The sequence below is a fragment of the Clostridium sp. CX1 genome, assembly GCF_025398335.1.
GTDB classification, from domain to species: Bacteria; Bacillota; Clostridia; order Clostridiales; family Clostridiaceae; genus Clostridium_AM; species Clostridium_AM tanneri.
In genome coordinates this window covers 204846-223628 of sequence record NZ_JAODOO010000006.1, presented here as the reverse complement: position 1 = coordinate 223628, position 18783 = coordinate 204846, and the positions used below count along the sequence as shown (strand labels likewise).

At 32.7% G+C, this 18783-nt stretch carries 17 protein-coding genes and 1 pseudogene; 15 read left to right on the top strand and 3 right to left on the bottom strand.

The features are described from left to right. The first annotated feature begins 96 nt into the window (after window positions 1-96). Window positions 97-753 (top strand): DUF3786 domain-containing protein, encoded by a 657-nt coding sequence (locus N4T77_RS09055; protein WP_261671447.1) that lies wholly within the window; start codon window positions 97-99, stop codon window positions 751-753. 142 nt (window positions 754-895) lie between these two features. On the opposite strand, the gene N4T77_RS09050 is transcribed toward N4T77_RS09055, so the two are convergent. Then, complete coding sequence (locus tag N4T77_RS09050; RefSeq protein ID WP_261671446.1) at window positions 896-1264, bottom strand: helix-turn-helix domain-containing protein; 369 nt, start codon at window positions 1262-1264, stop codon at window positions 896-898. Between the two features lie 222 nt (window positions 1265-1486). Here N4T77_RS09050 and N4T77_RS09045 point away from each other — a divergent pair, with 222 nt between their 5' ends. From N4T77_RS09045 to N4T77_RS09015, 7 genes are all read left to right on the top strand, one after another. Next, window positions 1487-2203 (top strand): lactate utilization protein, encoded by a 717-nt coding sequence (locus tag N4T77_RS09045; RefSeq protein WP_261671445.1) that lies wholly within the window; start codon window positions 1487-1489, stop codon window positions 2201-2203. A 534-nt stretch (window positions 2204-2737) separates the two neighbouring features. Next, window positions 2738-3079, top strand: coding sequence for a hypothetical protein (locus tag N4T77_RS09040; RefSeq protein WP_261671444.1), 342 nt, complete (start codon window positions 2738-2740; stop codon window positions 3077-3079). An 88-nt stretch (window positions 3080-3167) separates the two neighbouring features. Continuing rightward, window positions 3168-3557, top strand: a complete 390-nt coding sequence (locus N4T77_RS09035; RefSeq protein WP_261671443.1) for an iron chaperone — start codon at window positions 3168-3170, stop codon at window positions 3555-3557. A 118-nt stretch (window positions 3558-3675) separates the two neighbouring features. Further along, window positions 3676-4074 (top strand): VOC family protein, encoded by a 399-nt coding sequence (locus tag N4T77_RS09030; protein WP_261671442.1) that lies wholly within the window; start codon window positions 3676-3678, stop codon window positions 4072-4074. Window positions 4075-4391: 317 nt separating this feature from the next. Beyond that, a complete protein-coding gene (locus N4T77_RS09025; protein WP_261671441.1) occupies window positions 4392-5309 on the top strand; it encodes a YafY family protein in 918 nt (305 codons plus the stop codon). Window positions 5310-5378: 69 nt separating this feature from the next. Then, the gene (locus N4T77_RS09020; protein WP_261671440.1) at window positions 5379-6272 is read left to right on the top strand and encodes an alpha/beta fold hydrolase; all 894 of its coding nucleotides are present in this window, start codon (window positions 5379-5381) and stop codon (window positions 6270-6272) included. 71 nt (window positions 6273-6343) lie between these two features. Next, entirely contained in the window at window positions 6344-6787 is a 444-nt protein-coding gene (locus N4T77_RS09015) for an SRPBCC family protein (protein ID WP_261671439.1), read from the top strand. Window positions 6788-7018: 231 nt separating this feature from the next. On the opposite strand, the gene asnB is transcribed toward N4T77_RS09015, so the two are convergent. Continuing rightward, window positions 7019-8860, bottom strand: a complete 1842-nt coding sequence (asnB, locus tag N4T77_RS09010) for an asparagine synthase (glutamine-hydrolyzing) (protein ID WP_261671438.1) — start codon at window positions 8858-8860, stop codon at window positions 7019-7021. A gap of 290 nt (window positions 8861-9150) precedes the next feature. Here asnB and N4T77_RS09005 point away from each other — a divergent pair, with 290 nt between their 5' ends. Next, window positions 9151-10152: a ketoacyl-ACP synthase III gene (locus tag N4T77_RS09005; RefSeq protein ID WP_261671437.1), complete on the top strand. Its 1002-nt coding sequence runs from the start codon at window positions 9151-9153 to the stop codon at window positions 10150-10152. Between the two features lie 28 nt (window positions 10153-10180). Further along, window positions 10181-10528, top strand: coding sequence for a hypothetical protein (locus tag N4T77_RS09000; protein ID WP_261671436.1), 348 nt, complete (start codon window positions 10181-10183; stop codon window positions 10526-10528). Window positions 10529-10728: 200 nt separating this feature from the next. Here N4T77_RS09000 and N4T77_RS08995 read toward each other — a convergent pair whose 3' ends face one another. After that, complete coding sequence (locus N4T77_RS08995) at window positions 10729-11895, bottom strand: iron-containing alcohol dehydrogenase (protein WP_261671435.1); 1167 nt, start codon at window positions 11893-11895, stop codon at window positions 10729-10731. Between the two features lie 313 nt (window positions 11896-12208). Between N4T77_RS08995 and N4T77_RS08990 the strand changes: the two genes are divergently transcribed. The 5 genes and pseudogenes from N4T77_RS08990 to N4T77_RS08970 all read left to right on the top strand — a co-directional run. Next, window positions 12209-13060: a substrate-binding domain-containing protein gene (locus tag N4T77_RS08990; RefSeq protein WP_261671434.1), complete on the top strand. Its 852-nt coding sequence runs from the start codon at window positions 12209-12211 to the stop codon at window positions 13058-13060. Window positions 13061-13128: 68 nt separating this feature from the next. Then, window positions 13129-14358 carry a molybdopterin molybdotransferase MoeA gene (locus N4T77_RS08985; RefSeq protein ID WP_261671433.1) on the top strand — a complete coding sequence of 410 codons (1230 nt, stop codon included), beginning with the start codon at window positions 13129-13131 and terminating at the stop codon, window positions 14356-14358. Between the two features lie 74 nt (window positions 14359-14432). Next, entirely contained in the window at window positions 14433-16331 is a 1899-nt protein-coding gene (locus N4T77_RS08980; protein ID WP_261671432.1) for a molybdopterin biosynthesis protein, read from the top strand. A 17-nt stretch (window positions 16332-16348) separates the two neighbouring features. Next, window positions 16349-17308 (top strand): GTP 3',8-cyclase MoaA, encoded by a 960-nt coding sequence (gene moaA, locus N4T77_RS08975; RefSeq protein WP_261671431.1) that lies wholly within the window; start codon window positions 16349-16351, stop codon window positions 17306-17308. A 75-nt stretch (window positions 17309-17383) separates the two neighbouring features. Further along, window positions 17384-18676 (top strand): annotated as a pseudogene (locus N4T77_RS08970) (sigma-54 interaction domain-containing protein); the annotation flags it as partial. Window positions 18677-18783 lie beyond the last annotated feature (107 nt).

Here is an 18783-nt window from a genome sequence, read left to right as displayed (position 1 = left end):
TTGGGATGCAGGTACCGAAGTGCTAGTACTATGACAAAAGGAATATTCATTAGTAAACTTTATTAATTAATTTCACTTGTTAGGAGGATGAAAATAATGTTTCCTTATATGATAGGCGAGGATAAAGATGGTTATAAACCAGCACTAGAATATGCTGTTAAATGCTTTGCAGAAAAAGCTCCGCTTAAGATGTCGGAAAAAAGTGGAGCAACTTTTGATTCAAAACAATCTACTATGCGGATAAAAAGTCTTGGACAAATGCTTGATGTAAAATATCCAGAGGGTGAGATAGTTTTCAGCAATTCAAAACATATGCCTCCATGGAATTGGAGATGGCTTATTCTTCATTATCTTTCCCGAGCAGATAACACTCCCATTACAAATAAATTAATCTCATATCGTGAGCTAGAAAATGGATCTGTTAATTATCCAGCTATTTTGAGTAAAATCATTAATCCCCTAGTAAAAAAGTTTTCACAAGAACCAGTAGAGCAAATAAAAGCGGCATGTCTTAAACTGGGTGCTTCCATTGAAGAAGGGGGCGACGTCTGTGCTAAAATACACCTTTTTCCTAAGTTTCCGTTAACAATTAAACTGTGGTTAGGTGATGAGGAATTCAAAGGTTCTGCTAATATCCTATTTGATATAAGTGCTAATCAGTATCTAGATACAGAAGCTATTAATGAAGCGGGAATTATGGTTTCATATTTCTTAATTAAGCAATATGAATTAATGCAAACGAGGAATTGTTAGGTTTTAACAGCAAAATATTATGCAACATCAAGGGCAGAAATGTTCCTGTAATTTTTTCAATTTGCTATTTAGAAAAAGTTAATAATTGAAAAATAGAGCATTTCTGTTTCCTATCATTGCAAGTATTTACTCATTTATTTGGCTAGCAGCGAGCAGTCTTTAAAGTCATATCCTCTTTTGTCATCCTCTCTTTTCCCCAATTAAAAATAGCTTCTAATGCAGGCACAAGCTGTAAGCCGTTATCTGTTAATGAATACTCCACTCGAGGCGGAATCTGATTAAATTCCTTTCTGCTCACAAGCCCATTTTCCTCCAAACTTTTCAGTGATCTTGTAAGCATAATATTCGTAATACCTACTAGATTTCTTTTAAGATCATTGTAACGCATAGTTTTATTTTGATATAATTTCCATAGTATTGGTACTCTCCATTTTCCACCGATAATTTCCATAGAATATATCATCACGCAGTTTTTCTCGTTAATAACTCCTTGTTCTTTATTTTGTGACATAAAATTCTCCTTTTTAGGGCACAAAAATGTGCGTACTTGTATACTTGTTTCTGGGCATTTATACTAATTGTAACAGAAAAAGTTAGTTTGCAATATTAATTTTATTATTTGTGATTGCTATCTGTTTACGCAATCCACTTTGAACTATCGAGTATGTGCAACAAAATTAAGTATAATATAATAAAAGGGGGAAAAATCATGCTAAATCTCCATAATTTTAAGATGCCAAAATTAAAAGAAGGGGCATATAACAGAGACAGTATAAAAAAGGACTACTTAAGACAAAAAGGCACAGTTGCAGTAAAGAATCTCAAAAAGAACAATTTTGAAGCCTATTATTGTGATTCAATTGAGGAAGCAAGAATACTTGTTTTAAGTTTGATTCCTAATAATGGCATCATAGGGTGTGGGGATTCACATACAATATTTGCTCTTGAACTGGATGAGGAGCTGGAAAAGAAAAATTGTGTTGCAATTCCTCATACTTGTGCAGTAAATAACTATGCTATGGAGCATAATAGCCCAGGGTTTAATGTTGTAGGAACTAAGGAAGAAATGCGAGATATACTTATGCAATATCTTGTTGCTAATGTATTTATGTTGGGAGCAAATGCAATAACAATGGATGGTCAAATTGTCAACACTGATGGAACAGGCAACAGGATTGCAGGAAGTCTTTACGGTTCAGACAGAATAATAGTTATAGCAGGTGCTAACAAAGTTGTTAAAGACCTAAATGCAGGATTAGAGAGGATTCGTTTTGTTGCAGCACAGATGAATAATGTAAAGTACTGCAATAATTTGGCATGCAATCTTAGTGGCACATGTATGGACTGTAGTTCTAAACAGAGAAACTGTAATATAACAAATATTATGCATAAAAAGCCTGTAGATTCGGATTTTCATGTAATCATAATAGGTGAGGAACTAGGATTTTAATCATACTTATTTCTAAAACTTAATAAAGAAGGGGTTCATTTTGGGATAATCTCTATTCATTATTAATATTTCTATAATCTCTTGCTAAATATAACAGGTGTGTAGATAAAATTTTTATTAGTCCTTTATGCAGACTAATATGTTAGACGATTCATGTGTAAAGCTCTTTGATAACTGAAACCTTAGGCAAATTGCCTTGATAAACTTTTTTGTTCGGATAACTATGAATTTAGTTATATATAGAGGAATTTAGACTAGGTTGTTGAACTTGTATTATATGGATTATTTTTCACACATTGTGTCTATAATTGGAAGTTTGGAAATTTAAAAAAGAAAACTTTAGAATTGGCATAAAGGAATATTTTATCAATACTAATGCTGATTGTAGGTATGCAATAGAATAAAAACCCGGCGTTGATATCAATAACTTATTGTTATACGACATAAGTGCAAATAAATTTTAATTAAAGTATAGGGAGTATGGGAATAAAGCATATATTAATAATCCAGTTATTAATTAGGGAGGCTTTTACCATGGCTAAAAGAGGGAGTAAGTACAAACTCCAAGATATTATACCATTACAAACTATCATAGATACTGTTAATTCCAGTACAAATAATGTTCTTTTGGAAATCGGTAGAGCAGTTGCTCCAGGGGAATATGCAGTTAGATTTTATAATGATAGGGAACAACCCCGATTTTATAAGAATGAAGAACGGCTTCGATATACAGTACAAAAGGCAATCCTTATAAGTTCATTCAACCATTGGAGAGAAGTAATTGATATTCTTTGCAAGAACAATGAACTAGAGTTAGATGAGGATCAATGCAGTTGTCTTAATGAAAGATTAAATGGTAGTATTTCTGGGAGATAGTTATTGACTCATATTTACACCGAATGAGCTTGTTATCTTTTTAAGATAGCATATTAGTCCACTTTAAGGATTTGTGAAAGGAGAAATCATGGAAGAGAATAAAACCACTTGCAAAACAATTGATGAATATATTTTACAATTCTCTCCTGAAGTTCAAGAGATACTTAAAACATTAAGAAAAGTTATAAAAGAAGCTGCACCTAAGGCAGAAGAGAAGATAAGTTGGCAAATGCCTACTTTTATACTACATGGGAATTTGGTACATTTTGCAGCTTATAAAAATCATATAGGATTTTATCCAGCTCCTAGTGGAATTGATGCATTTAAAGATGAATTATTAGAATATAAAGGAGCAAAAGGATCAGTACAATTTCCTATAAAAAGGCCATTACCTTATGAATTAGTAAGTAAAATAGTTGCATTTAGAGTTGCTGAAAATATAAAAAATGCAGAAGAAAAATTAAAGAAGAAAAAATAATTCAATCTCATATCAAACTAGCTATTAGGTTAAATAAACCTTAGATATAGCTGGCAAGGGATATTATAATAAAATCAAGTTATACATAAGAGTATAGATATGGAAAGGAGTATTCAAAATGGAAAAGGTAATACCATTCTTAATGTTTCAAGATGGCAATGCGGAAGAAGCAATGAATTTTTATACCTCCCTGGTTGAGGATTCAGAAATTATAAACATAGTTCGCTATGGTGCTAATGAAAGTGGAGTTGAAGGGTCTATTATGCAGGCTACTTTTACCTTAAAAGGACAAGAATTTATGTGTATTGATAGTAATATGAAACATGAGTTTTCCTTTACACCATCTTTCTCAATTTATATTATTTGCGATACGGAAGATGAGATTCGAGACTTTTATCAGAGCCTAAGTGAAGGCGGACAGGTACTTATGCCTTTAGATAATTATGGTTTTAGTAAAAAGTTTGGTTGGGTAAATGACCGCTTTGGAGTTTCGTGGCAACTAAATCTTCTAAGGTAATAAAATAAATTGTAATTGGAAAATTTTAAAAAGCAGATTGTTTTTTATTTTAAAGCATTGTGTGATTATTTCAGATAAAGGCTAATTGAAAAAAGTGCTAATCTTTGTTAGATGGAGCACTTTTTTCTTTGTTTTTAACTTCTAAATCAAGACCAATCAATTTAATCTTAATTTTTAATCGGTGTATAAAAAGATTATGCTTTAAAATTAATGGAATTACATAAATAACTGGTCAGCTCTAATATCTGGAATTCATTGTTTATAGCATTACGTATATATGTCATAATGTTATGTTAAAATATTGCAGAGGTGAGTATATGCAGATAAATAGACTTTTTGAAATCGTATATCTATTGCTTTATAAGAAAAGAACAACAGCTAAAGAGTTAGCAGAACATTTTGAGGTTTCAGTGAGAACAATATTGCGTGATATAGAGACGTTGTCAGCAGCAGGGATTCCTATATATTCTCAGCAGGGTAAGGGTGGAGGTATATCTATCCTTGATAATTTTGTTTTGAATAAGACTGCAATTTCAGAGGAAGAACAAAATCAAATTTTATTAGCTCTGCAAAGCCTGTCGTCCACAAACCATTTTGATGTTAGCAATATACTTTCAAGGTTGACTGTCCTCTTTGATAAAACAAGTGATAGTTGGATTGAAGTTGATTTTTCGCCCTGGACCAATTGTGAAACAGACAAAGAAAAATTTGAAGCATTGAAAGAAACTATTATCGGGAAGCAAGCAGTATCTTTTACCTATCTAAATTCCTATGGAGATATTACTCACAGAACAGCTTATCCGCTAAAGCTTGCATTCAAAGCGAAATCTTGGTATTTACAAGGATATTGTCTTTTAAAACAGGACTACAGAACTTTTAAAATTAGCAGAATTCAAGATGTTGAAATTTTACCAATAAGCTTTGCTGATAAAGAGTTTCATATTCCGTCAATTGAAATACCTCGTACTAATTCACATGACCTTATTAATATGAAGATGCGTTTTGCTCCTCAAGTAGCATACAGGGTTTATGATGAGTTCAATCAAAAATACATAGTAAAAAATGAAGATGGTTCACTTCTCGTATCCATAAGGCTGCCAGAGGATGATTGGTTATATGGATTTCTTCTGTCCTTTGGTACTTCCATTCAAATTTTAGAGCCTCTATATATAAAAAGAAATCTACTTCTTAAGATTGATGAAATAAAAAGATTTCATATCCAAAGTATAACATGACGTGCTGTTGTCATGTTATGAGTATTATGATAATGAAGTAATTGAGAAATTTTATAGGAGTGAGCTAAAATGATAGATAAAGAGAATGGTATAAAAGAAGTATTCGTCCATAGTAAAGTTATTGTCAAAGAGATACCTATCCATGTTGTAGAGGCTGGTCCAACATCAAAGCCAGCTGTGTTTTTTATTCATGGATGGCCTACATGTTGGCTGGAATTTAAAACTGTGATGACACTTCTTTCTAATAGTTATCATGTAGTTGCCATTGACTTACCCGGCATAGGTGATTCGGAAATCCCATTATGGTCATACAGAAAGCGAAATATAGCAGAGTATGTTCACAATGTTATGAACACCTTGAATTTATCCGATGTTACTTTAGTCGGGTGCGATGTTGGAGGACAGGTAACTTATGCTTTCTTGAAGAACTTTCCAGATAGAATTTCACGTGCTGTCATTATGAATGTTGCCATTCCTGGAGTTGAGCCATGGGAGGCGGTAAAAAGCAATCCATATATTTGGCATTTTGCTTTTCATTCCATACCCCAGTTACCTGAATTGCTTGTTAGAGGCAATGAACTGGAGTACTTTTCTTATTTCTATGATGCTCTTGCTGGAAAGGGTAAAAAAATGAGTGACACTCAAAGGAAATTATATGCTGAAGCATATAGTCGTCCAAGTGCCTTAAAAGCAGGATTTGATTGTTATAGATGTCTTGCTCTAGATGAAAAAGATAATATGACATCAAAAGATGATATTGTTACGATGCCGATTCTCTATTTGCGAGGAGAAGATGAACATATAAATGTTGAAGTATACATGAAGGGGTTTGCTGAAAATGGCCTGCAAAATGTGGTCCTAAAAGTAATCGAAAACTGCGGACATTTTTCATCAGAAGAACAGCCTGAAAAGGTTGCATCAGCCATTAGTGAATTTATAAGTAATATAGGAAATGACATTTAAGTATCTGGTTTAGTTCTTTGAAAATGCTATATCATCAGATTTGAATAAAATATTGAAAGGAGCGAATATATATGTCTAAAGAACTAGTTGTAAATAAGGAAGTTCAAATTAATGCTGATGTATCTAAGGTTTGGAATGCGTTGATAAATCCTAAATTGATAAAACAGTATTTATTTGGTACTGAAGCAGTTTCTGATTGGAACATGGGAAGTTCTATAATTTTTGGAGGAAAGTGGGAAGGGAAGATCTATGAGGATAAAGGTTTAATTTTGAAATTAATAACAAATAAGATTTTCCAATATGCTTTCTGGTCTCCATTTTCTGGTTTGGAAGATAAACCAGAAAACTATGCCAATATAACTTATGAACTAATTGAGAAAGGTGGAGATACTTTACTTGCAGTCACTCAAGATAACATCAAAACCGATGAAATGTTTAATCGAATTTATGAAAATTGGGAGATCATTCTCAAAGGATTAAAAGAAACAGTTGAAAAAAATGTTACTAGCCATTAGGTATACAGTAGTTTTTAATTAATGAAGGATTAAATACAAAGACGTATAAAACCGAGGTGAACTTGCTTGATTATGGTAAGTTAAGCACTAATAAAGTCCATTCTAAATACTTTTTAGGAACATTGAAAATCTTCTGCTTCATAACCCTATATGTTTGAAAAACATATAGGGCTGTAATCAGTCTAAGAACACTTCATTTGTCCGTTATAGTTAACATATGGTATAAAGTTACTATAATTCTATACTAACTTTATATTCTTTTAACCACTCATTAACCTGAATCAAATAAGCCAGCAGTTGAGGTCCCCTCATAAGCTGTCCATACCAAGGTTCTTTAAAGGAAGAGCCACCAGTTTGTATTAGTAGTCTTACAGCTTCTTTATCAACCAAATTTAAAATAGGTGATGTCCTATCTTCTAATATATCAGTCATCCACTGCTGAACAATCTTAGTGTATTTAGGGTTGTGAGTTTTTGGGTAAGGGCTCTTTTTTCTATCAATAATATCATCAGGAAGAATGCCTCTTAAAGCCTTTCTTAAAATCCCTTTTTCTCTGTTATCACACAATTTAATATTAGATGGAATATTAAAGGCGTATTCAACAAGTCTATAATCTGCAAAAGGAACTCTTACCTCAAGACTGTTAGACATGCTCATACGGTCTTTTCTGTTTAATAGCGTAATCATGAACCATTTAATGTTTAGATAGAATAATTCACGCATACGCTTTTCAAATTTAGATTCTCCATCTAGATAAGGAACCTGTTTTAAGGTTTGATTATACTGATCACTTAAATATTCTTCTAAGTCTAGGGATTTCAGTTCTTTTGATAGTAATTGTTTTCTTGTGGCAACAGATTTAGACCAAGGGAAAGTATTGGCATTTATATCTTCTGGTCTAGTGTACCAAGGATAGCCACCGAAAATTTCATCTGCACACTCACCTGATAGTGCTACAGTAGCATTCTTTCTTATTTCCTTACAGAAAAGGAATAAAGAAGAATCAATATCAGCCATACCTGGCAAATCACTGGCCTTTACAGAATCAACTAGGGCTTTAGCCAAATCCTCACTGCTGTTCACAATGTTATGATGATTACTTCCAATATACTCAGACATTTTTAATGCCCAAAACTTATCAGAGGTAGGTTCAAAGGAATTAGATTTGAAGTACAAGTCATTATCTTCATAGTCGATAGCATAGGTATCTAGTATCCTTCCTTCATTTTTAAACTCCTTAGCTGCAACAGCAGAAATAACACTAGAATCTAGACCACCAGAGAGAAATGTGCAAACAGGAACATCTGCTACAAGCTGTCTTTTTACAGCATCTATAAGTAGACTTTTTACATGTTCTGCTGTGGCTTCTATATCTTCGTTATGGGCTTCAGCTTTAATCTTCCAGTACTCTTGTAGTTTTAGGTCATCACTGCTGTAGATTAGGTAATGAGCGGGCGGAAGTTCCTTAACACCTTTAAAGATTCCGCTGCCTAAAGCCCTAGCTGGACCTAGTGCAAAAATCTCAGTCAGTCCATCTCGATCAACAACAGGTCTTACAAAAGGATGTGCAAGTATAGTTTTTAGTTCAGAACCAAAGATAAGGGAATTGCCCTTTATAGTATAAAATAAAGGCTTGACTCCTAGTGGATCCCTTGCCATAAATACTTTCTTATCACTTTCGCTCCATACAGCAAAGGCATATATTCCATTTATATATTTTACACAGTCTATACCCCAGTGGATATATGAAGTTAACAGAACCTCTGTATCTGAATAAGATTGGAACGTATATCCCTTTGCTAAAAGTATTTTTCTTAAATCTTCTGTATTATATAATTCGCCATTGTATACAATAACGTATTTATCCTTTCCTATTGTTTTAGTCATTGGCTGAGCACCACCAGTAGGGTCTACAACTACCAATCTTCTATGACCAAATAGTACATTTTTAGAAACATAATAGTTTTCATCGTCTGGTCCTCGTTTATTTAAAGTCTTTGTCATTTTTTCAATAATAGTAGGTGATTTAGAAATATCTGCTTTAAAGTTAACCCAACCTGTAATTCCACACATAGAAGTCGCCTCCAATTTATTTTTGTAGATTAATATTTTAACTTTAGTTTATGAAGAAGGGGGAATATGTGTTACTAAAATTTTTATAAAAAGTAAGGTGAAATCTACTATAAATTGATTTTGTGGACTTATAATGATTTAGGTTTCTTATACTAAAAGAAACTTTAAATTTCTTATAGCACAAAATAACAAACAGTTAATATACTGATGGTGAACAAGCCGTATAGTAAAATACTTTATCAATAAATTAAATAGAAATAAAATACACAACTGATAAGGGGCTGAAAGCATTGTTTCATAATGTAAATATTATTAATACTGGTATCTATCATCCAAGTTGTGCCATTCATAATAGCTTCTTTATAGAGCATTTTAATAAAATGAATATAAAGGTAGACAAACTCATGAATACCCTCGGAAGAGAAGTAAGGTATTTAGCTAAGGAAGGTACTGAAAGTTCTATTACGATGGCAACAGAGGCAGCTAAGGAAGTATTGAGGAAGAGCTGTTTGGATGCTAAGAATATAGATATGTTAGTTTTCGTATCAGATACTCCTGAATATACCTATCCAAGTAATGCTTTAATAATTCAAAATCAGCTAGGAGCTAAAAATGCACATGTGGTGTTTGATATGAATAGCAATTGTATAGGTATGCTTTCTGCATTAGATAATGTAAGCAGATATCTACAAGCAAATCCGTCTATTAAATATGCTTTAATAACAAGTGGGGTAATGGTAAGTAATATAGTAAGAAAAGATGATCCTATAACCTATCCAAACTTTTCAGACGGCGGAGCAGCTATTATTTTAAAAAATGAGAAGTCTGAAGATAGAATAGGGTTTATTGATGCAAATTATTATACCGATTCATCCTTATATTATACAGTTAACTATCCAGCTGTAGGTTTTTCTCATATTTTTGATAATAAAATTTCTGATGAGGATAAAAAATTAAAGTTTCTATCTCATGATGTAAGCTATTTCTCAGATATCTGGAAGTATATTATTAAGTCATTATTAGATAGAAATAAGTTAGATATAAATGAAATAGATCATTATATTTTTTCTCAATTTAACAAATCTGAGATTGAAGAGACCTTAGTAAAGTTAAAGGTAAATTTGGACAAGTATACCTTTGTAGGATACAAATATGGATATACTGGAGCAACAAGTCCAATTTTTGCATTAGATGAGGCATTAAAAACAAATGTAGTAAAAAAAGGTATGAAGGTAATATTTTGTTCTGTTGGTATAGGCTTTACTATGTGTACCGTTTTATATCAATTCTAGCTATTATATCTATAAGGCAGGTGTAACTATGTTTAGGTTTAAAAAAGATTTAATAAACAAAAAGTTTATTATTACTGTATGGGGATTTTATAATGAAAAAGTTGCAAAAGACTTTATGACAGCATATAATAGAGAGATTTTACTGATTAAACCTAAGGAGTATATTTTAATTGTAGATCCTACAGACTTAGTAACTAGCAGGCAAGAGATGCTTCCAATACTTCAGGGATGCTTTAAGTTTTATATGAAGGATGGTTTTAAGAAGATTTATATGATTAGTCCAAAATCAGTTACCTCCGATATGCAGCTTAAAAAGATAGCAAAACAGACTAATTTTACAGGTAAGTTTATTAAGGATATTTCAGAGGCTATTTAAAGTTAAGGGATAAATGCTTTTTAAATTGCAACTAAGAATAGTTGTATAATTAAGCGAATTACAGTAGAAGAAATCTAATAAGATTGCTGTAGCATGATATATAACTATGCTGCTAAAATAAAAGGCATATGGAATTTATAATTAAAGAATTATAAGTTTCATATGCCCGTTTATTCACTTTATTTTTATAGAGCTATCTCTTAGAAGTTAACGTCCTTACCTGTAAATGTGCATTGGAATACTTTCTTCATTTGCTCAAAATCTACTGGTCTTGGATTTGATCCAGTACATGCATCTGTAAGAGCATTTTTAGAGATAGAGTCTAAGTTTGCATTAAAGTCTTCTTCAGTAATGCCATAGTCTTTTAATGTTAGAGGAATATTCATAGCTTTATTTAAATCTCTAATCATTTCTATTAATGAATCTGTTAACATAGCATTAGTGCTTCCAGGTAATCCTACAGCTCTAGCTATATCAGCAAATCTAGCTTCAGAAGTCTTTCTGTTAAATTGAATTACATATGGAAGGTATATAGCATTAGCACATCCGTGTGGAATATGGAATACAGCACCAGTTTTATGTGCCATACTATGAACTATTCCAAGTAAAGCATTTGAGAATGCCATTCCAGCTAGGCATTGAGCATCATGCATTTCAGCTCTTGCTTCTACATCTCCATTATAAGATCTTACTAAGTAATCTTTTATCATAACTACTGCTTTTATTGCAAGTGGATCAGAGTAACTTGATCTTGCAGTTGCTACATAAGCCTCAATAGCATGAGTTATAGCATCCATTCCTGTATAAGAAACTAATTTAGGTGGCATTGTTTGAGCTAATGCTGGATCTACTATAGCTACGTCAGGAGTTATATTAAAATCAGCTAAAGGATATTTTATTTTAGCTTTATAATCAGTAATTACTGAGAAAGCAGTAACTTCAGTACCAGTTCCACTTGTAGATGATATAGCTACGAATTTAGCTTTTTGTCTTAATTCTGGTAATCCAAAAGGAACTACAGCTTGTTCAAAAGTAAAGTCTGGGTATTCATAGAATATCCACATAGCTTTAGCAGCGTCTATTGGTGAGCCTCCGCCCATAGCAACTATCCAATCTGGTTCGAAGTCTCTCATCAATTGAGCACCTTTCATAACTGTTTCAACAGATGGATCTGGTTCAACACCTTCTAATAACTTAACTTCCATTCCTGCTTCTTTTAAATAACTTTCTACTTTTTCAAGAAAGCCGAATTTTTTCATTGATCCCCCACCAACAACTACTACGGCTTTCTTACCTTTAAGGTTTTTAAGTTCCTCTAAAGCATTTTCACCAAAATAAATATCTCTTGGTAATGTAAATCTTGACATTTCGATATTCCCCCTTATTTATAAATTGTGTTATGTCATTTAAAATTTAATGTCACACACAGCTATATTATATAGCAGTTTTTGGAATTAATGAATATATATTGAAAAAGTTTACAAATTGTTAAAATATTCTCATTATTCTGACTGGTCAGTGCAAAAATAGTGCAGATTTGGCTGATCTAATTTAAAGAAACATTGGTATTCTAAATTGCATGTAAATTCAAACTTGGTAAAAAAGTAACAAAATTTATATTGAATTACAGAGGAATTTGGAATATTATAGAATTATATTAGTAAGAGGGGGAGAAATCTAATGAAAAAGATTTTATTGACTGCTTTAAGTGCATTGCTTTTATTTTCTACTACAGCATGCTCTAAACAAGCAGCAACAACAACGGACACAGAAAAAAAAGAAGACAAGTCTATTATTTTAGCTACTACTACTAGTACGCAGGATTCAGGTTTGTTGGATTATTTACTGCCTATATTTGAAAAAGAGAAGGGGATAAAAGTTAAGGTTGTTGCCAAGGGTACAGGTGAAGCTATGAAGCTTGGAGAAAAAGGAGATGCAGATTGCTTACTTGTTCATGCAAAGGCAAAGGAAGAACAATTCATAAAGGATGGCTTTGGTGTAAAAAGATATGATGTTATGTATAACGATTTTATAATAGTAGGACCTAAGGATGATCCAGCGAAGATCAAAGATAATGCTTCAGCAGATGCTGTTAAAGCATTAAAGCTTATAAGTGAAAGTGGAGCAAAGTTTATATCCAGAGGAGATGAATCAGGTACCCATACAAAAGAAAAAGATTTATGGAAGGCTGCTGGAATAACTCCAAAGGGAGACTTCTATGTTTCTGCTGGTAAAGGCATGGGTGCTGTGCTTCAAATGGCCAAGGAAATGAATGCATATACTCTTACAGATAGAGCTACATATCTATCTATGAAGGATAAGTTAGATTTGGTAATAGTAACTGAAAAAAATGATAAGCTTTACAATCAGTATGGAGTTATAAAGTTAAATCCAGAAAAGCATAAAATAAAGGAAAAAGAGGCTGATGAGTTCATTAACTGGATTATTTCAGATAGTACTCAAAAGATTATAGCAGAGTTTGGTAAAGATAAATATGGTCAATCATTATTTATACCTAATGCAAAAAAATAATATTCTAAAATAAAAATTGGGAATGGACAATAGTTCATTCCCAATTGTCAAAAATAGGTGGTGCTAGTATGGAACTATTTAAAGTTATGTCTGTTGAGCAAGTGAAAGAAATTTTAGAAAAAAGTTTTAATTACAGTCTTGGTATGGAAGAAGTAAGTTTAGAAGAAGCATATGGAAGAATAGTAGGGGAAAGTATTATTTCAAAAACAGATGTCCCTAACTTTAGAAGGTCTACTGTAGACGGATATGCAGTAAATTCCAAGGCAGTTGCTGGAGCTAGTGAATCTATGCCCTCTATACTTACTCTAAAAGGGGAAGTTTTAATGGGACAAGAACCTAAGGTTCAGCTTGATTCACAAGAGCAATGCATCTATGTGCCAACGGGAGGAATGATACCAGAGGGTTCCGATTCAGTAGTTATGATTGAATACACCGAGAAGCTTGATGAAGATACTATACTTATAAATAAACCTTCTGCAAATGGAGAAAAGGTGGTGCAAGTTGGAGAAGATATAGCTGCTGGGGAAGTTGTAATTAACAAAGGATCAAGATTAAGAGCCTATGAACTAGGTGTATTATCAAGTTTAGGTTTTAGTAAAGTCTCTGTTTTTAAAAAGCCTAAGATTGGAGTTATTTCTACTGGTGATGAAATCGTAGGAGTAGAAGAAATTCCAAAGAAAGGACAAGTTAGGGATATAAATACCTATATTTTATATTCATCTATACTTAGAGATGGCTGTAAGCCTATAAATTACGGTGTAGTTAGAGATAATTATCATCAATTACAAAATACTATGACAGCAGCAATAGAAGAGTGCGACATAGTATTAGTATCTGGGGGAAGCTCTGTAGGGACTAAAGATCAAACAATGAAAGTTATACAGTCCTTTAATGATGCTGAAATTTTAGTTCATGGCATTTCTATAAAACCAGGAAAGCCTACCATTCTAGGTAAGGTAAATGGGAAAGCTGTCTTTGGCCTTCCAGGTCATCCTTTATCCTGTTCTATAGTTTATGAGATTATCGTTAAAGCTCTTATAGATAAAATTATTAATAGCGATGAGAAACAATATCCTGTTAACTGTAGCTTTGGAGTAAACTACCATAAATCCAAGGGCAGAGAAGAATATCTTCCAGTTATTGTAAGGGAAGAAGAGGGTGGTCTTTTAGCAGAACCAATCTTTTCAAAGTCAGGGCTTATAACAGGTTTTTCTAAAGCCTATGGATATATAAAGATAGAGAAAAATTTAGAAGGCTTAAGAGAGGGAGAGCAGGTCGCAGTTTATAAATTCTTTTAAAAATTTCAATTGAAGAACTTATAAAAAATTTAATTATTATATTTATATTATATTGAACTCTAGGGGGAATGGACATGGGGCAAAATATTTATCTTTCAAATTATGAGCTTAAGGATGCAATAAGTACTTATTTTGAAAAATTAAATATAAAAAAGGAATTTGAAGAACTAAACACAGAAGACTGTAATGGAAGGGTTACTTGCGAACCGATATATTCCTTAATATCTTCGCCTTTTTACAATTGTTCTGCTATGGATGGTATAGCACTAAAAGCAGAAAGTACTATAGGTGCTTCTGAAAAGCATCATATTGAACTTAAAGAGGATAAAGACTATATTGTGGTGGATACAGGAGATCCTATACCTAAAGAATATGATTGTGTAATCATGGTAGAAGACTTGATTAGAACCGGTGATAAAAGTGTTAAGATATATAAAAGTGCAGTTTCATGGCAAAATATAAGGCCTTTAGGAGAGGATATAGTACAAAATAGCTTGATAATTCCATCCAATCATAAGATTCGTCCTGTAGATATAGGGGCAATGCTTGCTGGAGGAGTAAATAAAGTTAAAGTATACAAAAAGCCGGTGGTAGGAATTATTCCAACAGGGACGGAACTGGTAGATCCAGGAAGTGAATTGAAGATTGGAGATATAATAGATTTTAACTCAAGAGTGTTTGCTGCACAGGTTGAGGACTTTGGAGGAAAGGCTAAAAGGTATCCGATAGTTAAAGACGATTATAATTTGATAAAAAATACTGTATTAACAGCAGTAGAAGAATGTGATATAGTACTGATAAACGCAGGTTCATCTGCTGGAAGAGAAGACTTTACTTCTGAGGTTATCAATGAGGTTGGACAAGTGTTTATTCATGGAGTGGCTATAAAGCCGGGAAAGCCAGTAATAATGGGACAAGTACAACAAAAACCTGTAATTGGCATACCAGGATATCCTGTTTCTGCCTACTTTGTTATGGAGAATATAGTAAAAAATCTTGTTGAGAAGTATATTGCCTTAGGACAAAAACCATTAAAAGTGGAAAAGGCAATTTTATCAAGAAGAGTTATGTCATCTTTAAAATACCATGAATTTGTAAGAATGAAACTAGGTTATGTAGGAGATAAGCTTATAGCAACACCTTTAAGTAGAGGTGCAGGGGCTACTATGTCATTAGTAAGAGCTGATGGTATACTAGAGGTTGACCAAAGCATAGAAGGTATTGAGGCGGGAGAGAAAATAGATGTAAAGCTGCTAAAAGATAAGGATGACATAAAGAATACAATAGTGTGCATAGGAAGTCATGACCCAATAATAGATGTACTAGCAGATTTAATTCATGTTAGAGAAAAAGGTTATTTCTTATCTTCAGCTCATGTAGGAAGCATGGGAGGAATAATGTCATTAATAAAGGGAGAGACCCACTTGGCACCTATCCATCTATTAGATATGGAAACAGGGGAATATAATATCTCTTATATTAAAAAATACCTGTCTAACAAAAACATTAAACTTATAAAATGTGTAAAGAGAATACAGGGGCTTATGGTGCAAAAAGGTAATCCTCTAGGTATAAGTTCTATGGAGGATATAGTTAAGAAAAAATTGAAATTTGTCAATAGACAAAGAGGTGCAGGTACAAGGTTGCTCTTTGATTACAATCTAAAAAAGTTGAATATCAAAGAAGAGGAAATACAGGGTTATGAGAGAGAAGAATTTACCCACCTTTCAGTAGCTGCAGCTGTAGCTAGTGGAGATGCAGATTGTGGTCTTGGAGTTTATTCAGCAGCTAAATTGATGAATTTAGATTTTATTCCTATTTGTAATGAAGAATATGATTTGGCTATTCCTGAGGAGTATTTGGAGTTAGATATTATAAAAGAACTTCTACAGGTTATTAAAAGTGAAGAGTTCTTAAAGGAAATAGATAAACTTGGAGGGTATGATTATTCTGATATAGGAACTGTAATATAATTAAAGGAGGCTAATAAATGATTGACGGTTATGGAAGAAGTATAGATTATCTTAGAATTTCCCTTACAGATAGATGCAATTTAAGATGTGTATATTGTATGCCTGAGGAGGGAATAGATAAAAAAGCTCACGAGGATATACTAAGATTTGAAGAAATATTAAAAATTGTAAAGGCAGCCTCCATTCTTGGCATAAAAAAGATAAGATACACAGGAGGAGAACCTCTAATACTAAGAAATATAGGTTGGTTAATTAAAGAGACTTCAAAGATACCTGGAATTGAGGACATAGCTATAACTACTAATGGAATACTCTTAGAGGATATAGCGGAAGATTTAAAGGAAGCAGGGCTTACCAGGGTTAACATAAGTTTGGACACCCTAAAAGAAGATAAATATACAGCAATAACTAGAGGTGGAGATATAAACAAGGTGTTAAGAGCTATACAAAAATGCATATCTATAGGCTTAACACCAGTAAAAATTAATACAGTTCTTATAAAAGGAACAAATGATGATGAAATATCAGATTTTATTAATCTTACAAGGGAGCTGCCAGTGGAGGTTAGATTTATTGAACTTATGCCTATAGGTCAGGGAGAGAAGCTTTATGAGGACGGCTTTATGTCTTCTGGAGAGGTTTTAGCTAAGTTTCCTGAACTTATACCTTTAGAAAGCAATAAGGTAAGTACGGCGTCACTTTATAAGCTGAAGGAAGCAAAGGGAAAGGTAGGATTTATAAGTCCACTTAGCTGTAAGTTTTGCAGTCAGTGCAATAGAATAAGGTTAACTTCTGCAGCTACCATTAAACCATGTCTTCACTCAGCTAAGGAATTAAGTTTAAAGAGTTTCTTAGACAACGAAGTTTTATTAACTTCAGTTCTAAAAGAGTCCATATATTCAAAGCCTTCACAACATAACTTAGAATGTGATAAGAAAAGTGGAAGTGAAAGAGCTATGTACCAGATAGGTGGATAATAGTAGATAAGCATGAAAACTAAGGTTTATTCTGAACTATATAAAAAAGGAGGTTAGATAATTTTGCTCATAGGTATTCTAACTTCTGACTTAAAAGGAAATATAAAAACTGTTAACAAGTATGCTCCTAAGCTGTTCGGATATGAAGAAGATGAACTGAAAAATATGAATATAGCTGATTTAATTCAGGATCACTTAAATTTAGATAGTATTACTAGGAGCAAAAAAGGTTTTGATAGTAAGGACGTCTTTGTGAACTCTAAGAGGAATAAGCTTCAGTTTAACCTAAGCATCCACCCTATATTCATTGAGGAAGAGGCAATTAGTAAGCTGGTATACGTATTTTTAGAAACTAAAAAGGAAAGAAGACAAGCTCATAAGATAGTTAGTGGAAAGGCTATCTATACTTTCGATAAGGTTATTGGAAAGAATAAAAGACTTATTGAAATTATTAAGTACTGTAAAAAGATTTCAGACAGTAAATCTACCATACTTATTACCGGTGAAAGCGGCACAGGAAAAGAGATTTTTGCACAATCTATCCATAATCACAGTGATAGAAAGGACGAGGCTTTTGTTGCAGTAAACTGTGGAGCTATACCACAAAATTTAATAGAATCAGAACTTTTTGGGTATGAAGAAGGGGCCTTTACTGGGGCCAAAAAAGGTGGATATGCTGGTAAGTTCGAAATGGCTGATAAAGGGACTTTATTTTTAGATGAAATTGGAGAAATGCCTCTTGATATGCAGACTAAACTTCTAAGAGTTATAGAGGAGGGAGTCATAAATAGGATTGGAACCTCAAAACAAATACCTGTAAATATTAGAATTATAGCCGCCACTAATAAAGATTTAAAAAGTGAGGCTGAAGAAGGTAACTTTAGGAAAGATCTATATTATAGGTTAAATGTATTACCAGTTCATTTACCTCCACTGAGGGAGAGAAAAGATGACATTCCTTTATTAATGGAGTTTTTTATGAAGAAAATATCAAAGCATCTAAATAAGCGAATTATAAAAATAGGAGATAGTCAGATGAAATATTTTCTCCATTATAATTGGCCAGGGAATATCAGAGAACTGGAGAATCTGGTAGAGCTTATGATAAATACTGAATCAGTACCGATAGAACTGCTAAAAAGTAGTAAAGATATTGATTTAGATTTACAAGAGGAGTACCCAGAGCAGTTAAAGCTGGATTATGCTCAGAGAGAGCATATAATAAAGGTTTTATACAAGTTTAATGGAAGTATTACAGCAGCTGCTAAGGCATTGGGAATAGGAAGAAACACCTTATATAGGAAGATTGATAACTATTCTATAGATTGTTCCATTTTGGAACAAAGTTCTAAAATGGAACAGTCATAATTACAAATTTGTTCTGTTTTGGAACAAACTTCAGGAAATTGTAGTTTAAAAAGGGGTATTATACTACTAGTAAGGTAAAAATTTAAAATTTATTATTAATATTAATA

Coding starts and splice junctions, on each gene's coding strand:
- N4T77_RS09040 (WP_261671444.1), top strand. CDS start 2,738: ATGGCTAAAAGAGGGAGTAAGTACAAACTCCAAGATATTATACCATTA.
- N4T77_RS09035 (WP_261671443.1), top strand. CDS start 3,168: ATGGAAGAGAATAAAACCACTTGCAAAACAATTGATGAATATATTTTA.
- N4T77_RS08995 (WP_261671435.1), bottom strand. CDS start 11,895: ATGTCAAGATTTACATTACCAAGAGATATTTATTTTGGTGAAAATGCT.
- N4T77_RS09015 (WP_261671439.1), top strand. CDS start 6,344: ATGTCTAAAGAACTAGTTGTAAATAAGGAAGTTCAAATTAATGCTGAT.
- N4T77_RS09000 (WP_261671436.1), top strand. CDS start 10,181: ATGTTTAGGTTTAAAAAAGATTTAATAAACAAAAAGTTTATTATTACT.
- N4T77_RS09020 (WP_261671440.1), top strand. CDS start 5,379: ATGATAGATAAAGAGAATGGTATAAAAGAAGTATTCGTCCATAGTAAA.
- N4T77_RS08990 (WP_261671434.1), top strand. CDS start 12,209: ATGAAAAAGATTTTATTGACTGCTTTAAGTGCATTGCTTTTATTTTCT.
- N4T77_RS08985 (WP_261671433.1), top strand. CDS start 13,129: ATGGAACTATTTAAAGTTATGTCTGTTGAGCAAGTGAAAGAAATTTTA.
- N4T77_RS09050 (WP_261671446.1), bottom strand. CDS start 1,264: ATGTCACAAAATAAAGAACAAGGAGTTATTAACGAGAAAAACTGCGTG.
- N4T77_RS09030 (WP_261671442.1), top strand. CDS start 3,676: ATGGAAAAGGTAATACCATTCTTAATGTTTCAAGATGGCAATGCGGAA.
- N4T77_RS09055 (WP_261671447.1), top strand. CDS start 97: ATGTTTCCTTATATGATAGGCGAGGATAAAGATGGTTATAAACCAGCA.
- moaA (WP_261671431.1), top strand. CDS start 16,349: ATGATTGACGGTTATGGAAGAAGTATAGATTATCTTAGAATTTCCCTT.
- N4T77_RS08980 (WP_261671432.1), top strand. CDS start 14,433: ATGGGGCAAAATATTTATCTTTCAAATTATGAGCTTAAGGATGCAATA.
- N4T77_RS09045 (WP_261671445.1), top strand. CDS start 1,487: ATGCCAAAATTAAAAGAAGGGGCATATAACAGAGACAGTATAAAAAAG.
- asnB (WP_261671438.1), bottom strand. CDS start 8,860: ATGTGTGGAATTACAGGTTGGGTTAACTTTAAAGCAGATATTTCTAAA.
- N4T77_RS09025 (WP_261671441.1), top strand. CDS start 4,392: ATGCAGATAAATAGACTTTTTGAAATCGTATATCTATTGCTTTATAAG.